The organism is Stenotrophomonas sp. GQ19 (genome assembly GCF_059758695.1).
Genome location: NZ_JCAXES010000003.1, coordinates 134,785 through 150,302, shown reverse-complemented (window position 1 = coordinate 150,302; position 15,518 = coordinate 134,785). Strand labels below are relative to the sequence as shown.

Below are 15,518 nucleotides of genomic sequence, written 5' to 3'. Positions count from 1 at the left end.
ATGGTGTGCAAAAATGTGACGCACATCACATGCCAATCGTGCCTGACTGCGCAGTTGTTTACAAATCGTTAAAGCACGCGCGTCCGCATCCCGCTGTGGAGCGGGAAGAGAAACAGGATGTAACGTACTGATCGCAAAGACCGGCAGGCCGCCGCCACTGCGATGTCCCGGGGGTCGTTGCGTACTGAAGCCGTTCAGTGAAACGCGCTGGAATGCTCCAGGCCCCGACCGCCTGCCGTTCCCGGCAGGTCAGTGACTGACACGCTACGTCAGCAGGTGCGCAAGCGGTGTGTAGAAGCGACGCTTACCACTGGTCTTCCAGCTTCTGCGGCTTGCAGGCCACCCACGAGGCGGTGAGCAGGACCACCGCGCAGACCACCAGGAAGCCGAACGGCAGGTGCCAGCCACCGCTCATTTCGTGCAGCCAGCCGAACAGGAACGGGCCCAGGCAGCTGAAGGCGTAGCCGACGCCCTGCATGAAGCCGGACAGCGCGGCCGAGCCCGCGGGGGTGCGGGTGCGCAGGTTGATCAGGGTCAGCGCGAGCGGGAAGGTGGACGGGCCGATGCCCAGCAGGATGGCCCACAGCCACGGCGCCTTCATCGGGGCGAAGAGCAGGCCGGCGAAGGCGATGAGGAAGGCCGAGAAGCCGATCAGGACCAGCGGGAACGGGTTGCGCAGGCGCACCGCCAGGGCGGGCATGGTGAGCGAGGGCAGCAGGCCGCAGGCGGCGAAGATGGCCACCATGATGCCGCCGAAGGCCGGGGTGGCACCGGCTTCGACGACGATGCGCGGCAGCCAGGTGAACATGGAGTAGGTCATGAGCGAGGTCATGCCGAACATGAGCGTCATGCCCCAGCCAAGCGGGGTGCGCCAGACCTTGCCGTGCGGCTGGGCGGACGGGTCGGCGGCGGTGTCGAGCGGGTCCGGGTGCGGGCGGCGGCGGGCCAGCATCATCCAGGGCAGGGCGGCGGCCAGGGCGAGGATGGCCCAGATGCCGAGCGAGACGCGCCAGCCGGCGCTCTGGGCCAGGGGCACGGCGAGCAGGGCGGGCATCATGGTGCCGATCTGCAGCACGGTGATGTACAGGGTGCTGACGGTGCCGACGCGGTTGGCGAAGTAGCGCTTGACCAGCGGCGGGACGACGACGTTGCCGATGCCCATGCCGGCGAGGGCGACGATGGAGCCGAACAGGAGGCTGCCGATGCCGCCGGCCATGGAGCGCAGGAGCAGGCCGACGGTGGCCAGGCCCATGGCGAGCAGGGCGGTGCGCTCCAGGCCGATGCGGCGGGCCACCATGGGGGTGGTGACGCCGAACAGGGCGAACGAGGCGGTGGGCAGCATGCCGAGCACGCCGGTCATGGTGGTGCCGAAGCCGAAGGTCTGGCCGAGCAGGTCCAGCAGTGGGGTGACCGAGGTGACGGCGGTGCGCAGGTTGAGCGCGGCCAGCAGGATGGCGGCAAAGGCGAGCACGCGTCCGCGCAGCAGGGACGAGGCGTGTGGGTCGGTGTGGGTCATGGACGTGGATCTCATGCAGGTGGCGCGATCACGGTGGGGGCCGGATGTGCGGAAACGCCGCCGCTGGCGCATGGCCGGAGGCTGCGTGGGGTAGAAGAGGAATGGCGCGCGCCGCGCGCGTCCCGAAGCGGGGCATTGTACCTGCGCCAAATGAATGGGTCGTGCCGACGGCCCGGGGCGTCTGGTCATACCAAACACCGGGCCGGACGTGTGGCTATGCGAAACACGGGGCCGGGGCGTGTACCCATGCGAAAACACCGGATCGGGGGCATGTGGGTGTGCAAAACACCCGACCGGGCGTGTGGCTGTGCAAAACACCGGACCGGGGCGTGTGGATGTGCAAACCACCGGACCGGGGCATGTGGGTATGCGAAACACCCCGGTAGAGCCGACCGTTGGTCGGCTGCGCTTTGACGCCAGCGCCAAATCCCCCGGATGCCGATGTCGTCAGGCCGGGCCGGGCCGGGCCGGGGCGTGTGGGTGTGGGTGTGGGTGTGCGGAACCCTCCACCGCACGGAAGTGCAGCCGACCAACGGTCGGCTCTACCGGCGTGTCCGGCATGGCCACACGCCGTGGATGCGTGCCCTGAACAACAGACACAAAAAAGCCCGGAGGACATATGTCTTCCAGGCTTCAATGTGACCATCAAATGGTCGGGGAGACAGGATTCGAACCTGCGACCTCTACGTCCCGAACGTAGCGCTCTACCAGACTGAGCTACACCCCGTAAGGAGCCGCCTATTGTATCGATCCCGCCCTTCGGCGGCAAGGGGGACCGTGTTGCTTTCCTTCGGTGCCGTGTTGCCACGGCTTAGACACAAAAGCCTGGAAATCGTGTTTCCAGGCTTCAATGCGACCACCTGAGTGGTCGGGGAGACAGGATTCGAACCTGCGACCTCTACGTCCCGAACGTAGCGCTCTACCAGACTGAGCTACACCCCGAAGGAGCCGCCAAGAATACGGTGTGAAGGCCGTATCGGCAACTCTTTTTTACACTTTCAGCGTTGCTCGTTGTCCAGTCGGCTGGTTTCGCGGGCTTCGAACCACATGCCGTTGAGGATGGCCACGACCGAGGCAAGGCCGGCGCCGAGGATCCAGGCGAAATACCACATGTTCACTCTCCTTCATTCGGGGGTGGTGCCGACCGTGGGTCGGCACGCGTGAGAACACTCAATACGCGTTGGGGTTGTCGCCCATTTCCTCGGCGGTCGTCTTGCCCTTCATGACGCGGTATACCCAGCTGGTGTACGCGATGATGATCGGCAGGAAAATGGCCGTGGCCAGCAGCATGATCCACAGCGTGAGATGGCTGGACGAACTGTCCCAGACGGTCAGGCTGGAGATGGGCTGGCTGGAGGACGGCAGCAGGAACGGGAAGATCGCAAAGCCGACGGTGAGGATGATGCCGGCGATGGACGCGCCCGAGGCGAGGAAGGCCAGGCCGCCACGGCGGGCACGCAGCAGCACTGCGCTGGCCAGGGCACCCAGCAGGCCGATCAGGGGGAACACCACGGTGGCGGGCATGCTGCTGTAGTTGCGCAGCCAGCCACCGGCGACGCTGCCCAGTTCAACGGTCTTCAACAGCGGGTTGGTCGGGCCATCGGTGACCACCTGCGAGGTGATCTGGTAGCCCGGCAGGCCGAAGGCCACCCAGGCGCCGGCGGCGGCAAACAACACGAAGCTCGCCAGTGCAGCCACGCTGCCATAGCGCGCCGAACGTTCGGCCACCGGACCATCGGTCTTGAGCACCAGCATCGCCGCACCGTGCGACACCACCATCGCCACGCTGACCAGACCCGCCACCAGGGCGAACGGGTTGAGCAGGCCGATCAGGGTGCCGGTGTAGAAGATGCGCATGCTGTCATCGAAGTGGAACGGCACGCCCACCAGCACGTTGCCCACCGCCACGCCGGCGATCAGGGCCGGCAACAGGCCGCCGACAAACAGCGCCCGGTCCCAGTTCTGGCGCCAGCGCTTGCCGGGCATCTTGCTGCGGTACTTGAAGGCGACCGGGCGCAGGATCAGCCCGAACAGCATCAGGAACACAGCGAGGTAGAAGCCGGAGAAGCTGACCGCGTACAGCGGGGGCCACGCTGCGAAGATCGCGCCGCCACCCAGTACCAACCAGACCTGGTTGCCTTCCCAGACCGGGCCGACGGTGTTGATCACCAGCCGGCGTTCGTCATCGGTGCGGGCCACGAACGGCAGCAGGGTGCCAACGCCGAGGTCGAACCCGTCCATGACGGCCCAGCCGACCAGCAGGATGCCGAGCAGCAGCCACCAGATCACGCGGAGCGTGGTGTAATCAAGTGCAATGAATTCCATCTGGATTCTCCTGCCTCAGGCTTGGCCGGGGGCGGCGGCAACGGGGGAAACGGGGCGGATATCAGCCTGCAGCGTGGGCAGGATTTCTTCCGGACCCTTGCGGATCGCCTTCAGCATCAACTTGACCTCGATCACCAGCAGCACCGTGTACAACCCGGTGAACACTGCCAGCGTGGTCAGGATTTCATGCAGGGCCAGGCCCGATGCGGCATAGAAAGTGGGCAGCACGCCATCCACCGCCCACGGCTGGCGACCGTACTCGGCCACGAACCAACCGCACTCGATCGCGATCCACGGGGCCGGCAGCGACCACACGGCCAGGCGCAGGAACCAGCGCTTGTCCTGGAAGCTGTTGCGGCACGAGAAGTAGAACGCCAGGGCGAAGAAGGCGATCAGGTAGAAGCCCAGGCCGGCCATGATGCGGAAGGTCCAGAACAGCGGTGCCACGCGCGGTACCGTGTCCATCGCCGCCTTGGAGATTTCTTCCGGGGTGGCGTTGAGGATGTCCTCGCGGTAACGCTTCAGCAGCAGGCCGTGGCCCAGATCCTGCCAATGGCGGTCGAACATCTCGCGCGCTTCGACGTCGTTCTTGTCCTTGCGCACGCGTTCCAGTGCACCGTAAGCCAGCTGGCCGCCACGGATGCGGTTCTCGGCGCGACCCACCAGCTCCAGGATGCCCGGGATCGGCTGGTCCAGCGAACGCGTGGCGATCAGGCCCATCAGGTACGGAATCTTGATCGCGTAGTCGTTGGTGTGGGTGGTCTGGTTGGGAATGCCGAAGGCGGTGAAGTCGGCCGGGGCACGCTCGGTTTCCCACATCGCTTCAATCGCAGCCAGCTTCATCTTCTGGTGTTCGCTGGCGGCGTACCCGCTTTCGTCACCCAGCACCACCACCGACAGCGACGACAGCAGGCCGAAGGCCGCCGCCACCGCGAACGAGCGGCGGGCCATGTCCTTGTACTTGCCCCGCAGCAGGTACAGCGCGCTGATGGACATCACGAAGATCGCACCGGTCACGTAGCCGGCACTGACGGTGTGCACGAACTTGGCCTGCGCCACCGGATTGAACAGCACCGCGGCGAAGTCCACCACTTCCATGCGCATCGTTTCGGGGTTGAACACCGCACCGGTCGGGTTCTGCATCCAGCCGTTGGCGATCAGGATCCACACCGCCGACAGGTTGGTGCCCAGCGCCATCAGCCAGGTCACGGTGAGGTGCTTGACCGCGCTCAGCCGCTTCCAGCCAAAGAAGAACAGGCCGATGAAGGTGGCTTCCAGGAAGAACGCCATCAACCCTTCAATGGCCAGCGGTGCGCCGAAGATGTCGCCGACGTAATGGCTGTAGTACGACCAGTTCATGCCGAACTGGAATTCCATCACCAGGCCGGTGGCCACGCCGATGGCGAAGTTGATGCCGAACAATGTGCCCCAGAACAGGGTCATCTGCCGCCAGACCTGTTTGCGGGTCATGACGTACACGCTCTCCATGATGGCCACCATGAAGGACAGCCCGAGCGTGAGGGGGACAAATAGGAAGTGGTACATCGCGGTCAGAGCGAATTGCAGCCGCGACAGTTCTACGACTGTCTGATCAATCATGGCCTGGCTACCTCGTTGGGTTTAGCGTTTCAGGTGGCGGGAAGGGGGGTCTACGGGATGAATTCTGTGACCTGCAACTTCAAATAGCCTTGATTCAGATCAATGTACGAGCGGTCTGTGCAAGGAATCGTATGCGTTCCTGGCAACCTGCGACCGCTTGCCGCACGGGGGCCATGCCGGCACCCACTACAATCGACGGAAACCTCCCTGTGTCCCTGCGTGATCTGCCTTGAGCATACCCCCCGACGCCACTGTTGTTGAAACCACGGCCCTGCGCCGTCGCCGCCTGCACTGGCTGGGCGGGCTGGGCATGGCCGCGCGGGGGCGCCAGCGCATGGCTGCGCTGTGCATCTGCGTGTCCGGGGCGCTGTTGATCGGCCAGGCCGCGGCCATTGCCTGGTTGATCCAGGCCGTGCTGGTGCAGCACCGGCCGCTGGCCGACGCCACCCCGGTGCTGCTGGGCCTGCTGGTGGTGCTGGTCGCGCGCGCGCTGCTGGGCAGCGCCACCCAGGCCGCAGCCGGCGATGTGGCCGATGCCGCGCGGCTGGCCCTGCGTGAGCGGGTCTACCGGCGCCTGCTGGGGCGCGGGCCGTTGTGGCTGCGCCAGCAGCGTACCGGTGAGCTGGGCGAGCTGATGCTGGCCCATGCCGATGCAATTGAGAACTATTACGCCGGTTATCAGCCGGTCCGCATTGAAGTGGTGGTGGTGCCGCTGCTGATCGCGCTGGCGGTGGCCTGGACCGATTGGGTGGTGGCGCTGATCCTGGTGTTCACCGCGCCGCTGGTGCCGTTCTTCATGATGCTGGTGGGCTGGGGCGCAGAAGCGGCCGGGCGCGCGCAGCTGGGCGAGCTGGCCCGCATGAGCGGGCATTTCGCCGACCGCATCAAGGGCCTGGGCCTGCTGCGCCTGTACGGGCGGGGCGAGGCCGAACTGGAGGGCGTGGCCGCCGCGGCCGAAGGCGTGCGCGAGCGCACCATGAAAGTGCTGCGCATCGCCTTCCTGTCGTCCACCGTGCTGGAATTCTTCGCCTCGGTCAGCGTGGCCATGGTCGCGCTGTACTTCGGGCTGAGCTACCTGGGCCTGATGTCGCTGCACGCGCAGGTGCCCACACTGGGCGTGGGCATGTTCTGCCTGCTGCTGGCGCCGGAGTTCTACGCGCCGCTGCGGCGCCTGGCCGCGCACTACCACGACCGCGCCAACGCGCTGGCCGCCGCGGCCGAGGTGGAGCGCCTGCTCGGCGAGCTGCCCGATGCGGAGGAGGGCGGCGATGTGCAGGCCGCCGTTGCACGTGCCCCCGAACTGCTGGAACAACATGCACCGCCGGTGCAGGTGCGCGACCTGGTGTTGCGTCCGCTGGGGGCGCAGCACGATGTCATCCAAGGGCTGTCCTTCCAGATCGAGCCCGGCCAGCGGCTGGCGCTGGTCGGCCCCAGCGGCAGTGGCAAGAGCACCCTGCTGGAAGCGCTGGCCGGCTGGCTGCCGCCGCAGTCGGGCAGCATCGTGCTGCGCCCCGGGCTGGAGATCGGCTATGCCGGGCAGCGCCCCTACCTGTTCCACGGCAGCATTGCCGACAACCTGCGGCTGGCCGACCCGGGCGCCACCGACGCGCACCTGCGTGCCGTCGCCGAGGCGGCGCAGGTGATGCGCTTCGCGTCCGCCCTGCCGGATGGGCTGGATACGGTGATCGGCGAGCGCGGCTTCGGCCTGTCCGGGGGCGAGGCGCGCCGCATCGGCCTGGCGCGGTTGCTGCTGCGCGACCCGCAGCTGCTGCTGCTCGATGAACCCACCGCCTTCCTTGACCCGGACACCGAGGCCGACCTGCTGCGCACGCTGGCCGCGTTCGCGCGCGGCCGCAGCGTCATCATCGCCACCCACAGCGAGACCGCCATGGCCTGGGCCGATACGCGCCTGACCTTGACCGCCAGCGGCACCCGCAACACGCGGGAGGTGTCGGCATGAGTGCGCCACGCATCGACTCGTTGAAGCAGGTATTTACCCGCCATCGCGGTCGCCTGGTACTGACCGTACTGCTGCTGTGGACCACCATGCTGGCCGGCACCGCATTGCTGGGGCTGTCCGGTGGCTTCCTTACCGCGGCCGCACTGGCCGGTGCGGCCGGGCTGGGCAGCGGCTTCAACTTCTTCTCGCCCTCGGCGGGCATCCGCGGGCTGACCATGGCGCGGATCGCCTCGCGCTATTTCGAAAAGCTGGTGGGCCACGACGTCACCCTGCGCATCGCCCGCGACCTGCGCGTGTGGTTCTTCCGCCGCGCGCTGCCGCTGGCGCCGGCGCGACTGGCCGGCGTGCGCACTGGCGAGCTGCTGGCGCGTCTGATGTCGGACATCGGCGAAGTGGACGGCCTGCTGGTGCGCGCCATCGGCCCGCTGCTGGCGCTGGGCGGCATCTCGCTGGTGGGCGTGATCGCCGCGGGCATCATCTACCCGCCTGCAGCGGCGCTGCTGGGCGTGCTCGCGCTGGTGATCGGCGCGGGCGTGCCGTGGCTGACCGTGCGCGGTGCCGGCGACCAGGAGCGCGACCGCGCGCTGCATCGCGCACAGCTGCGCGCGCAGTCCTTCGAAGGCCTGGAAGGCGCGGCGGACCTGACCGCCCTGCAGGCGCGCGAGCACTGGAACCTGCGCGTGCTGGTGGCGGCCAAACAGCTGAAGTCGCGCGACCGTCGGCGCCGCGTGCGGTTGATCGGCGGCAATGCGCTGCATGGCGTGTGCGCGGCCGCAGGGCTGGTGGCCATGCTGTGGCTGGCGTTGCGCGGCTTCGAGCGCGGCGCCATCGATGCCGCCTTGGCCGCGGGCCTGGTGTTCCTCACCGTCGCGCTGCTGGAACTGTGGGCGGCCATCGGATTGGCCTGGCAGTCGTGGCTGTCCGGACGGGTGGCGGCGGTGCGGCTGGAGCAGATCGTCGATCAACCCGCCGGTGTGGCCGAGCCGGTGAACCCGGTGCCGGTGCCCGCCGAACCGGCCACGCTCAGTGTTGAGCACGTGGCGTTCCGCTGGCCGGGGCAGGAGCGGGCATTGCTGGACGGGCTGCAGTTGCAGCTGCGCCCGGGTGATCGCATCGCCATCCAGGGCGACAGCGGCTGTGGCAAAACCACGCTGTCGTCGCTGCTGCTGCGCCTGTGGGACCCCGATGCCGGTTACGTGCGCTACGGCGGCATCGACATCCGCCAGTTCGCCCAGGCCGACTGGCACCGGCAGGTGGCGTGGTTGCCGCAGAACGCGCCGGTGTTTGCGGGCAGCGTGGCCGACAATCTGCGCTTGGGTGATCCGCAGGCTACCGATGCGCAGCTGTGGCAGGTGCTGGCCGATGTGCGCCTGCAGGGCTGGGCCGAGCAGATTGGCGGGTTGCAGGCGTGGGTGGGCGAGAACGGCGCCACCATGTCGGCCGGGCAGGCGCGGCGCCTGGCGCTGGCGCGGGCGCTGCTGCGTGGTTCACCGATTCTGTTGCTGGATGAGCCTACTGAAGGGCTGGATGTGGATACCGCGCATGCGCTGTTGCATGACATGGTGGGGGCGCTGGGGAACCGTAGCCTGGTAATGATTACGCATGATGTGTTGCCGGAGGGCATCGTGCACCGGAGTTATCGGTTGCGGGATGGGCGGTTGGGGTGAATTGCGTGAGAAGGGCGTGGATGCTTGCTGAGGGTGCCGCAACACTTCGCTCCAGGACGGGGCGGGCAACTCGCGCACGTAAGCCGCAGCACGATCGGAAGTGGCATCTCGCTATCAAGCATGAGAGCCCAGCACATCCTCCGAGCGGTTTCGTAGCTGGCCAATTTCAGGGAGATTGAGAGGTCGATCGTTTATCGACGAGTCGGCAGACAAGACCCCGTCGAAGCCGAGGCGCGCGAGGTAGGGGAATTGAATCGAGCTATTTGATAGCTTTTCATCCCTGCATTCGAAGAGGGTGTGAATTTCCCTAGACCTCGGTGTGTCGCGGCCGTGCTTTTGTCTTCGAAAGGCATTATTTACACTGAATCAAGGTGGGCCTGCTCAACCGGACTCGGTTCTTGGGTGTCGACCGAAACTCAGGGTCCCGCTCCACGACGCAATGCGTAGGAGTTGAGTTCATTCGGTCCTGATAGTATTTCGTGTAGGCACGACGGTAACACTTGTGACGAGGGCCGTTTATGAGATCCTCTTTTAGTCTGTGATTCTTTGGCCCGGTGCTAACACTTGGAGTACGCTACTGGGCACGCATGCTTCGTGGCAGCTGGGACGCAGCGTTGCACTTACTTCAGGCCTACGCAGTTCTGCAACTCAACCACATTTTGAATTTTTCGGAAAGATCAATGTTAAAACTGAGTCAGGAAGACTCCAGATTCATGAAGGGTGAGATGTGCATCGACCTCGACGATCTGGAAGCCAAGATCATGCATAGTCTGAACCCTCAACAAGTAAATGACGCGTGTCATCTGATCGAGCGGCTATGCCTACATATTAGATCGGGGGGCGTGGGGGCGGGTGTTCTTTCGGAATTTATGAAATTCTCAGATTCTTCGAATAGCGGTTCTAGTTGGTATGGTGTTGCAGATCCGCTTCGGCATGCGTTCACGACATTTGCGCATGGCGGCTTGCACGATCTTTTTATAGGTCAAGAGAATGATGACTGGTATCCTAGGATAGTGCTGGTTGATATCCTGGAGCCTAATGATATAGATCTATTGCCGACTGTAGTGCAGGTCTATCGCGGCTGCGATATCAGTGAGCTAACGTCATTGTGCTTTGGGCAGTCATGGACAACTTGCAAAGAAACGGCAAGGAAGTTTGCTTTTGAGTATTACATGGACCGACCTTGGTTTAGGGCGAGTAATCGAACTGTTCTGGAGGCGAGAATTGCTAGGCGGCATATTTTCTTTTCCCAGCAGTCTCGAGAATTTGAGGTTTCATTGGATTCTGGCCAGCTGGTTGGGGTCGCAACAGTAAGATAGGAACTCTTTCAGGCCCGTCGTAACTTTGTGATGTAGGTCAATCTGGATTCATGCCAGCATATGTTTCTCGTTTTTAGTGGGTATTGAGACTGTGGCAAGTGTCTTAAGGTATGGGAGGTGAGTCCATGGCCTATAAACTGACTGAGCAATGTCCATGTTGGGCGTGGAGCTTAATGTATGCTCTATTTTAGCGTTCTATCAACCAATTCCAAAGAAAACTTTGCGCGATTCGGATTTATGGAGATCATGTTTGATCATAAAGGTTAGTGCGGGCGTTACCGACTTTGACATTAACTTGAAGGGCATGGCATCAAAGTTAATTTCCGCGACAATGGCATTTATGTCCTTCTCATAACAATCATTGAGGACCTTCATGTTCGTGGACGGGAAGCTGTTCTTGTATTCAGTGTTGTACTCTGGTGCGAAGTGCCGTATCAGCGATGCTTCGTACAGCGTGATTCGCTCTAGCTCTGTGGTAGTTCGCAGCTTGTCGAGACCGCTCTTAATCCGCGCCCCACTGTCATCCCTGTTTTTTGCGTGAGGGTTAATCATTGTAACTAATTTTGTGCTCGGCTTGACGGCAAGCAGAAGTGCAGTCAATTTTTTTCCTGGCGGAGCTTGTTTGATTGCAATCTTCTGCAAGGTTTCATGCTTGCGAAGTCTATCAAGAGCGCTTCGTGAGCCTTTGGTTCCGTACGCTTGTCCGACATACATAACCATCATTGAATCGGCGTCCAAGCCCACACTCGCCTTCCTGTAAAGGTGATCCCGATTGAATGTGTACTTCGTGCCATTCGATGCCTGCAAGTAATAACCTCCCCCTTCAATTTTCAGGGACATTCCCTCCGGAATGGGCTCGCGCACAAAAAATGAACGGTCGATTGTTGTGAAGTCGAAGACTGCCTCTCCATTTTCCTCGCATACTCCCCTGAGATCCAGTATTGGCAGAAATCCGATAATATAGATGTGGCAATCCCTTATTATACTCTTGTATTGAGACATTAAGTTGTTGTCATACATGGCCTCCACTGGGAACGTGCATAAACTTGTTGCGTGCATCACTAAGGCATGCTCAGTGTCGAATTCTAACTTCGAGAAGTTCTCCTTAATTGATTCCCCTGCCTGCATCTTGAGCGCCACGTTCCACCTGTTTATGAAGTTTCGGTGTTGGCATGATAGACGATTCATTGGGGGCGATCGGTGGAGTCTGCGTGGGATTTGCAGCGTTCGGAAGCGACGGCGACCCTGTGATGGGGAGCTTGGGGTTGTAACTGCTCACATTGCGCACTTTCGAACCGCCCGCTATCGCCCAAAGGCATGGCTATTCTGGCTGATGGAGGCACCTGCCCTAGCGGGCCTATTGGGATTCTGGCTGTCTGGCGCCTAGGCTCGTTCTTTCGGGGTTCTTAGCTCAAACGATTGGCGCGTTGCGACAGGGTGTAGATGCAGTGAACCAACCACCGCAGATCAACAGAAACAAGCAATTTCCTATCTTCTGCACCATCCCGCATGGTGTGTTCCGGAGTCTAGAACCTCCACGAATGCAAAATAGCGACTTCCTGAGTCGGGAGGGGGCGGAATACAACACCCTCGTGGAAACACGCCCACCGGCATTGCATTCGTACGGTTCTAGCCTCCCGACACCCTCGCCATCCCGGCGAGGGCGATCCTTATCAGGAGGTGCATCATGCGAACACCATGGGCTGACACACCCTTCGTCGAGCCACCCAAACGCAAACCCTACGCCCGCCCAGCCCCGAGCTGCAAAGTGGGTGCACAGCTGTACCCCATCCGCGAGGAGCGCGGCAGCGTAGAGATGATTCCGTACGTACGTCTGCGCGGCCGCTGGCTGGACAAGCTGGGCTTCGACGTAGGCTCACGTCTCAAGATCGACGCGGAGCATGGCCGTATCACGCTCACGGTGATTGAGCGACCAGTGCCGGCGCCGGTGAAGATTCCGAGGAAGCTGCAGCGGCTTGCGCGGGAAGCAGCGCGTGCGTCGGCGTCCACTGATGGAGGGAAGGCATGAACCGGTGCGTGTTGATGCAGGTCGAGGTGGACGCCGGGTTGCGCGCCCGTTTTCAGGAGGCGGCGGCGCGCGAGCACCGTGCTGCTGACCAGGTGCTGGGCCGGCTGATGCGGGAGTACGTGGCGGTCGAGTGCGGTCCGGTGGCTGTCGACGACAGGAGCCTGGAGGAGTGGGTGCAGCACCAGCACGGATGGCGGTGTAGTCCGTTTGGTGGGGATTGAAGGTCGCGCTGGCGGTGTGTCTGGGTCGGGTGCCTGGGTGATGGGGCGCCCGATGGGTGCGTCAGCCACGCATGGTGTGGCTCTACCGGGGAATCTGGTGCAGCAGCCAGGCCAAGGCGCCCAGATTGATCACCACCACCACCCAGAACACCTGCTGGAACGAGGCTTTGCGATTCTTGTGGCGCAGCACCGATTGCGCGAACAGGGCGCCGGGCCAACCGCCGAACAACGCAAGCAGCTGCAGGGTTTTTTCGGGCGTGCGTTGCTGGTCGTTCTGCGCAGCGCTCTTGTCGAACCGGTAGAACAGGAAGGTCACGGCGCTCGCACCCAGATAGGCCGCTGGTAGCCACATCGGCCAGTGCATCCACGCGGTCAGCCCAGCTAGTCCGGCGAGGAACAGCAGTGCGATGGTCTTGCGAGGGAAAACGTCGCGGCCCTTCCGCTCGGTAGCAAGTGTGTTGCGCGCGCCGCCACGCTGTAGTGCAAAGCGCACCTGCACCGCGTTCCGGCGTCCCTGCGCATCGCGTTCAACCGCATAGGTAATCACGTCGCCAAGTGCCGGCCGCCGGTCACGCGCCGCAAATGCACGGATATGCACGAAGCAACGCTCGCCCCCGCCATTGGGCTGCACGAAGCCGAAGCCGCGCGCGTCGTCCCATTCGCTGAGCTTGCCCTGCAGTCGCATGTCTGTCCTTAGAGTGCGGAGAGGAACTCGCCCACGGCCGGCCCGAACCGTGCGAAATCCACCAGGAACGCATCATGCCCCTGCGGCGAATCCAGCCCGATGAAGCGGGCGTCGGCGCCCCCGGCCCGCAGGCCGTCGGCGATCTGCTGTTGCTGCTGGACCGGGAACAGGATGTCGGTGTTGGCACCGATCGCCAGCGCCGTGTCCACCTGGATCTTCGCCAGCCCGGCCAGCACGTCGCCGTCGGCGTATTCGGCCAGGTCGAACCAGTCCATCGAGCGGCTGAGGTATAGGTAGCAGTTGGGGTCGAAGAAACGCACGAAGCGGCGCGCATGGCCTTCCAGGTAGCTTTCCACCTGGAACTCCAGGCCGAACGGGTCGTCGTCGGCCTGGTCCGAATCCAGCCGTACGCGGCCGAAGCGGCCGTCCCATTCCAGCGCCGAGCGGTAGGTGATCACGCCCAGCTTGCGCGCCATGCGCATGCCCGATTCGGGATAACTGTCTTCGCTGTACCGGCCTGCGTCCCACTTGGGGTCCAGCCGGATCGCTTCGCGCTGCAGCGAGCGGATCGCGATGGAGAACGGCAACGCCTGCGCGCTGCCGGAAATGTTGATGTGGCTGCGTGCGATGCCCGGGTGCAGCAACAGCAGTGCCAGCGCGGTCATGCCGCCCATCGAGTTGCCGATTACGCAGGCCAGCTGCGCCACGCCCAGCGCGCGCACCACCTCGACGGCCGCGCGGGCGCCGTCTTCGATGGACAGCTCCGGGAACTGCAGCCGATACAGTGCGCCGGTGGCCGGGTTGATCGTGGCCGGGCCGGTGGAGCCCTTGCAGCTGCCCAGCGAGTTCACGCAGATCACGAACCAGCGGTCGGTATCGATCGCCTTGCCCGGGCCGAGCATGCCTTCCCACCAGCCGGCGGCCGGGTTGTCGGCGTTGGCGGCAGCGTGCGCGTCGGGCGACAGGCCGGTGACGATGAGCACCGCGTTGCTGGCCTGCGCGTCCAGCGTGCCCCAGGTTTCATAAGCCACGTGCGCGTCCAGCAGCTGGCCACCGCGCTTGAACGGGAAGGGCGAGGGCAGGGCGTGGTAACGCGTACCGGGCGGGATGAATTCAGTCATGCGCGCATTTTAGCCGGGTCCGGTCAACGTGCCGTGCCAGTGGCGGCACGCTGCATCGTGCCAGCCCGGCTCATGGTCCGCCGATCAGCAGGGGCACCGGCTCGGCATGCGGCAGCGGCACGCGGACCGCCGGCGAATCGATGTCGCCTTCCTGTCGGTTGGCTTGCCCGGAGGCGGACAGGCGCGCGAACACCTCCACCTCCTTGAGCGCCGACAACGGCTGGGTGGGCATCGGGCTGTCGGCGTCGTCCAGCGTGACCCGCAGCGGCAGGTCGGCCAGGCGGTGTTTTTCCACGGCCACCGGCATCGGCGGGCCGCCGGGGACGCGGGCAATCACGAAGACGCTGGCATCGCCAGGCAGGCGTGCGCGGGCGGCGAACGCGGGATCCAGCGCGACCGTGATGGTGAGTGCGGTTGCTGCGGTGACCGCGGCGGGCGGCGCCGCTGCGGCGGGCAGCCCAGCCTTCTCGCGGGCGATGGCGATCTGTTCGCGCAGCGCGGTGGCGGCGCCCGGATCCAGCCGGGGCAACAGGGCCTCCCAGGTGGCCGCCGCCTCGGCATCCTGGCCGCGCTGGCGCAGCGCGATGCCGATCAGCCAGCCGGCGCGTTCGCTGCCCGGCGCCAGCCGCTGGGCATGGCGCAGCCACTGCAGCCCGGTATCGTCGAACTGCTTGGCCGGGTCGGCCTGTGCGCGGGTTTGTGCGGCCTCCACCAGCAGCTCGGGCTCATCCGGGGCCAGCTGCACGGCACGGGTGAAGGCGCGGTTGGCCTCGGGCAGGTTGCCCAGGGCTTGTTGCGAGCGGCCGAGCAGGGCCCAGCCGTCGGCGCGCTGCGGGTCGCGTTCGAGCGCGCGCTGCAGTTCCACCACGCCATCGCGCAGGGTGGCCGGTTCGCCCGTGCGCGCGGTCGGCGTGGCGGCCTCTGGCATACCCACCAGGTAATACAGCGCCGAACCTGCCACGCCCACGGCGACCACCATCACGAGGAAGGGGGCGCGCCGGCCTGTGGCGCGCAGCGGCCACAGCACGACCAGGCCGACGGCAGTGGCGGCCATGGCGGCAAGTGTTGGTAACCAC

13 protein-coding genes and 2 tRNA genes are annotated in these 15,518 nt (G+C 64.4%); 5 read left to right on the top strand and 10 right to left on the bottom strand.

The features are described from left to right. Positions 1–304: 304 nt before the first annotated feature. The 6 genes from AC6CHL_RS07865 to AC6CHL_RS07840 form a co-directional block, all read right to left on the bottom strand. Positions 305–1,516 carry a CynX/NimT family MFS transporter gene (locus AC6CHL_RS07865; protein ID WP_038687446.1) on the bottom strand — a complete coding sequence of 404 codons (1,212 nt, stop codon included), beginning with the start codon at positions 1,514–1,516 and terminating at the stop codon, positions 305–307. 650 nt (positions 1,517–2,166) lie between these two features. Continuing rightward, positions 2,167–2,243, bottom strand: a tRNA-Pro gene (locus AC6CHL_RS07860). A 138-nt stretch (positions 2,244–2,381) separates the two neighbouring features. Next, positions 2,382–2,458 (bottom strand) — tRNA-Pro (locus AC6CHL_RS07855). Between the two features lie 56 nt (positions 2,459–2,514). Next, positions 2,515–2,628, bottom strand: a complete 114-nt coding sequence (cydX, locus tag AC6CHL_RS07850) for a cytochrome bd-I oxidase subunit CydX (RefSeq protein WP_038687448.1) — start codon at positions 2,626–2,628, stop codon at positions 2,515–2,517. A gap of 58 nt (positions 2,629–2,686) precedes the next feature. Then, positions 2,687–3,841 carry a cytochrome d ubiquinol oxidase subunit II gene (gene cydB / locus AC6CHL_RS07845; protein ID WP_038687450.1) on the bottom strand — a complete coding sequence of 385 codons (1,155 nt, stop codon included), beginning with the start codon at positions 3,839–3,841 and terminating at the stop codon, positions 2,687–2,689. A 15-nt stretch (positions 3,842–3,856) separates the two neighbouring features. Continuing rightward, on the bottom strand, positions 3,857–5,440 hold the full coding sequence (locus tag AC6CHL_RS07840) for a cytochrome ubiquinol oxidase subunit I (protein WP_128097676.1): 1,584 nt from the start codon (positions 5,438–5,440) through the stop codon (positions 3,857–3,859). A gap of 229 nt (positions 5,441–5,669) precedes the next feature. Between AC6CHL_RS07840 and cydD the strand changes: the two genes are divergently transcribed. From cydD to AC6CHL_RS07825, 3 genes are all read left to right on the top strand, one after another. Next, complete coding sequence (gene cydD / locus AC6CHL_RS07835) at positions 5,670–7,400, top strand: thiol reductant ABC exporter subunit CydD (protein WP_498294079.1); 1,731 nt, start codon at positions 5,670–5,672, stop codon at positions 7,398–7,400. Continuing rightward, a complete protein-coding gene (cydC, locus tag AC6CHL_RS07830; protein ID WP_498294078.1) occupies positions 7,397–9,067 on the top strand; it encodes a thiol reductant ABC exporter subunit CydC in 1,671 nt (556 codons plus the stop codon). The genes cydD and cydC overlap by 4 nt, the downstream gene beginning before the upstream one ends. A gap of 713 nt (positions 9,068–9,780) precedes the next feature. Further along, the gene (locus AC6CHL_RS07825) at positions 9,781–10,386 is read left to right on the top strand and encodes a hypothetical protein (protein WP_498294077.1); all 606 of its coding nucleotides are present in this window, start codon (positions 9,781–9,783) and stop codon (positions 10,384–10,386) included. Positions 10,387–10,584: 198 nt separating this feature from the next. Here the strand turns inward: AC6CHL_RS07825 and AC6CHL_RS07820 are convergent, their stop codons facing one another. After that, positions 10,585–11,526: a hypothetical protein gene (locus AC6CHL_RS07820; protein ID WP_498294076.1), complete on the bottom strand. Its 942-nt coding sequence runs from the start codon at positions 11,524–11,526 to the stop codon at positions 10,585–10,587. A 628-nt stretch (positions 11,527–12,154) separates the two neighbouring features. Between AC6CHL_RS07820 and AC6CHL_RS07815 the strand changes: the two genes are divergently transcribed. Beyond that, a complete protein-coding gene (locus tag AC6CHL_RS07815) occupies positions 12,155–12,415 on the top strand; it encodes a SymE family type I addiction module toxin (protein WP_498294075.1) in 261 nt (86 codons plus the stop codon). Further along, on the top strand, positions 12,412–12,636 hold the full coding sequence (locus tag AC6CHL_RS07810) for a hypothetical protein (protein WP_498294074.1): 225 nt from the start codon (positions 12,412–12,414) through the stop codon (positions 12,634–12,636). The genes AC6CHL_RS07815 and AC6CHL_RS07810 overlap by 4 nt, the downstream gene beginning before the upstream one ends. An 82-nt stretch (positions 12,637–12,718) precedes the next feature. Here AC6CHL_RS07810 and AC6CHL_RS07805 read toward each other — a convergent pair whose 3' ends face one another. The 3 genes from AC6CHL_RS07805 to AC6CHL_RS07795 all read right to left on the bottom strand — a co-directional run bounded on the left by AC6CHL_RS07805 (position 12,719) and on the right by AC6CHL_RS07795 (position 15,496). Continuing rightward, positions 12,719–13,321 (bottom strand): DUF1294 domain-containing protein, encoded by a 603-nt coding sequence (locus AC6CHL_RS07805; RefSeq protein ID WP_498294073.1) that lies wholly within the window; start codon positions 13,319–13,321, stop codon positions 12,719–12,721. Positions 13,322–13,329: 8 nt separating this feature from the next. Continuing rightward, positions 13,330–14,442 (bottom strand): homoserine O-acetyltransferase MetX, encoded by a 1,113-nt coding sequence (gene metX, locus AC6CHL_RS07800; protein ID WP_498294072.1) that lies wholly within the window; start codon positions 14,440–14,442, stop codon positions 13,330–13,332. A gap of 70 nt (positions 14,443–14,512) precedes the next feature. After that, complete coding sequence (locus AC6CHL_RS07795) at positions 14,513–15,496, bottom strand: tetratricopeptide repeat protein (protein ID WP_498294071.1); 984 nt, start codon at positions 15,494–15,496, stop codon at positions 14,513–14,515. Between the last annotated feature and the right edge of the window lie 22 nt (positions 15,497–15,518).

Excerpts from the sequence above, each read along its gene's own strand:
- AC6CHL_RS07865 (WP_038687446.1), bottom strand. The coding sequence starts at position 1,516 with ATGACCCACACCGACCCACACGCCTCGTCCCTGCTGCGCGGACGCGTG.
- cydX (WP_038687448.1), bottom strand. The coding sequence starts at position 2,628 with ATGTGGTATTTCGCCTGGATCCTCGGCGCCGGCCTTGCCTCGGTCGTG.
- cydB (WP_038687450.1), bottom strand. The coding sequence starts at position 3,841 with ATGGAATTCATTGCACTTGATTACACCACGCTCCGCGTGATCTGGTGG.
- AC6CHL_RS07840 (WP_128097676.1), bottom strand. The coding sequence starts at position 5,440 with ATGATTGATCAGACAGTCGTAGAACTGTCGCGGCTGCAATTCGCTCTG.
- cydC (WP_498294078.1), top strand. The coding sequence starts at position 7,397 with ATGAGTGCGCCACGCATCGACTCGTTGAAGCAGGTATTTACCCGCCAT.
- AC6CHL_RS07825 (WP_498294077.1), top strand. The coding sequence starts at position 9,781 with ATGAAGGGTGAGATGTGCATCGACCTCGACGATCTGGAAGCCAAGATC.
- AC6CHL_RS07810 (WP_498294074.1), top strand. The coding sequence starts at position 12,412 with ATGAACCGGTGCGTGTTGATGCAGGTCGAGGTGGACGCCGGGTTGCGC.
- AC6CHL_RS07805 (WP_498294073.1), bottom strand. The coding sequence starts at position 13,321 with ATGCGACTGCAGGGCAAGCTCAGCGAATGGGACGACGCGCGCGGCTTC.
- metX (WP_498294072.1), bottom strand. The coding sequence starts at position 14,442 with ATGACTGAATTCATCCCGCCCGGTACGCGTTACCACGCCCTGCCCTCG.
- AC6CHL_RS07795 (WP_498294071.1), bottom strand. The coding sequence starts at position 15,496 with ATGGCCGCCACTGCCGTCGGCCTGGTCGTGCTGTGGCCGCTGCGCGCC.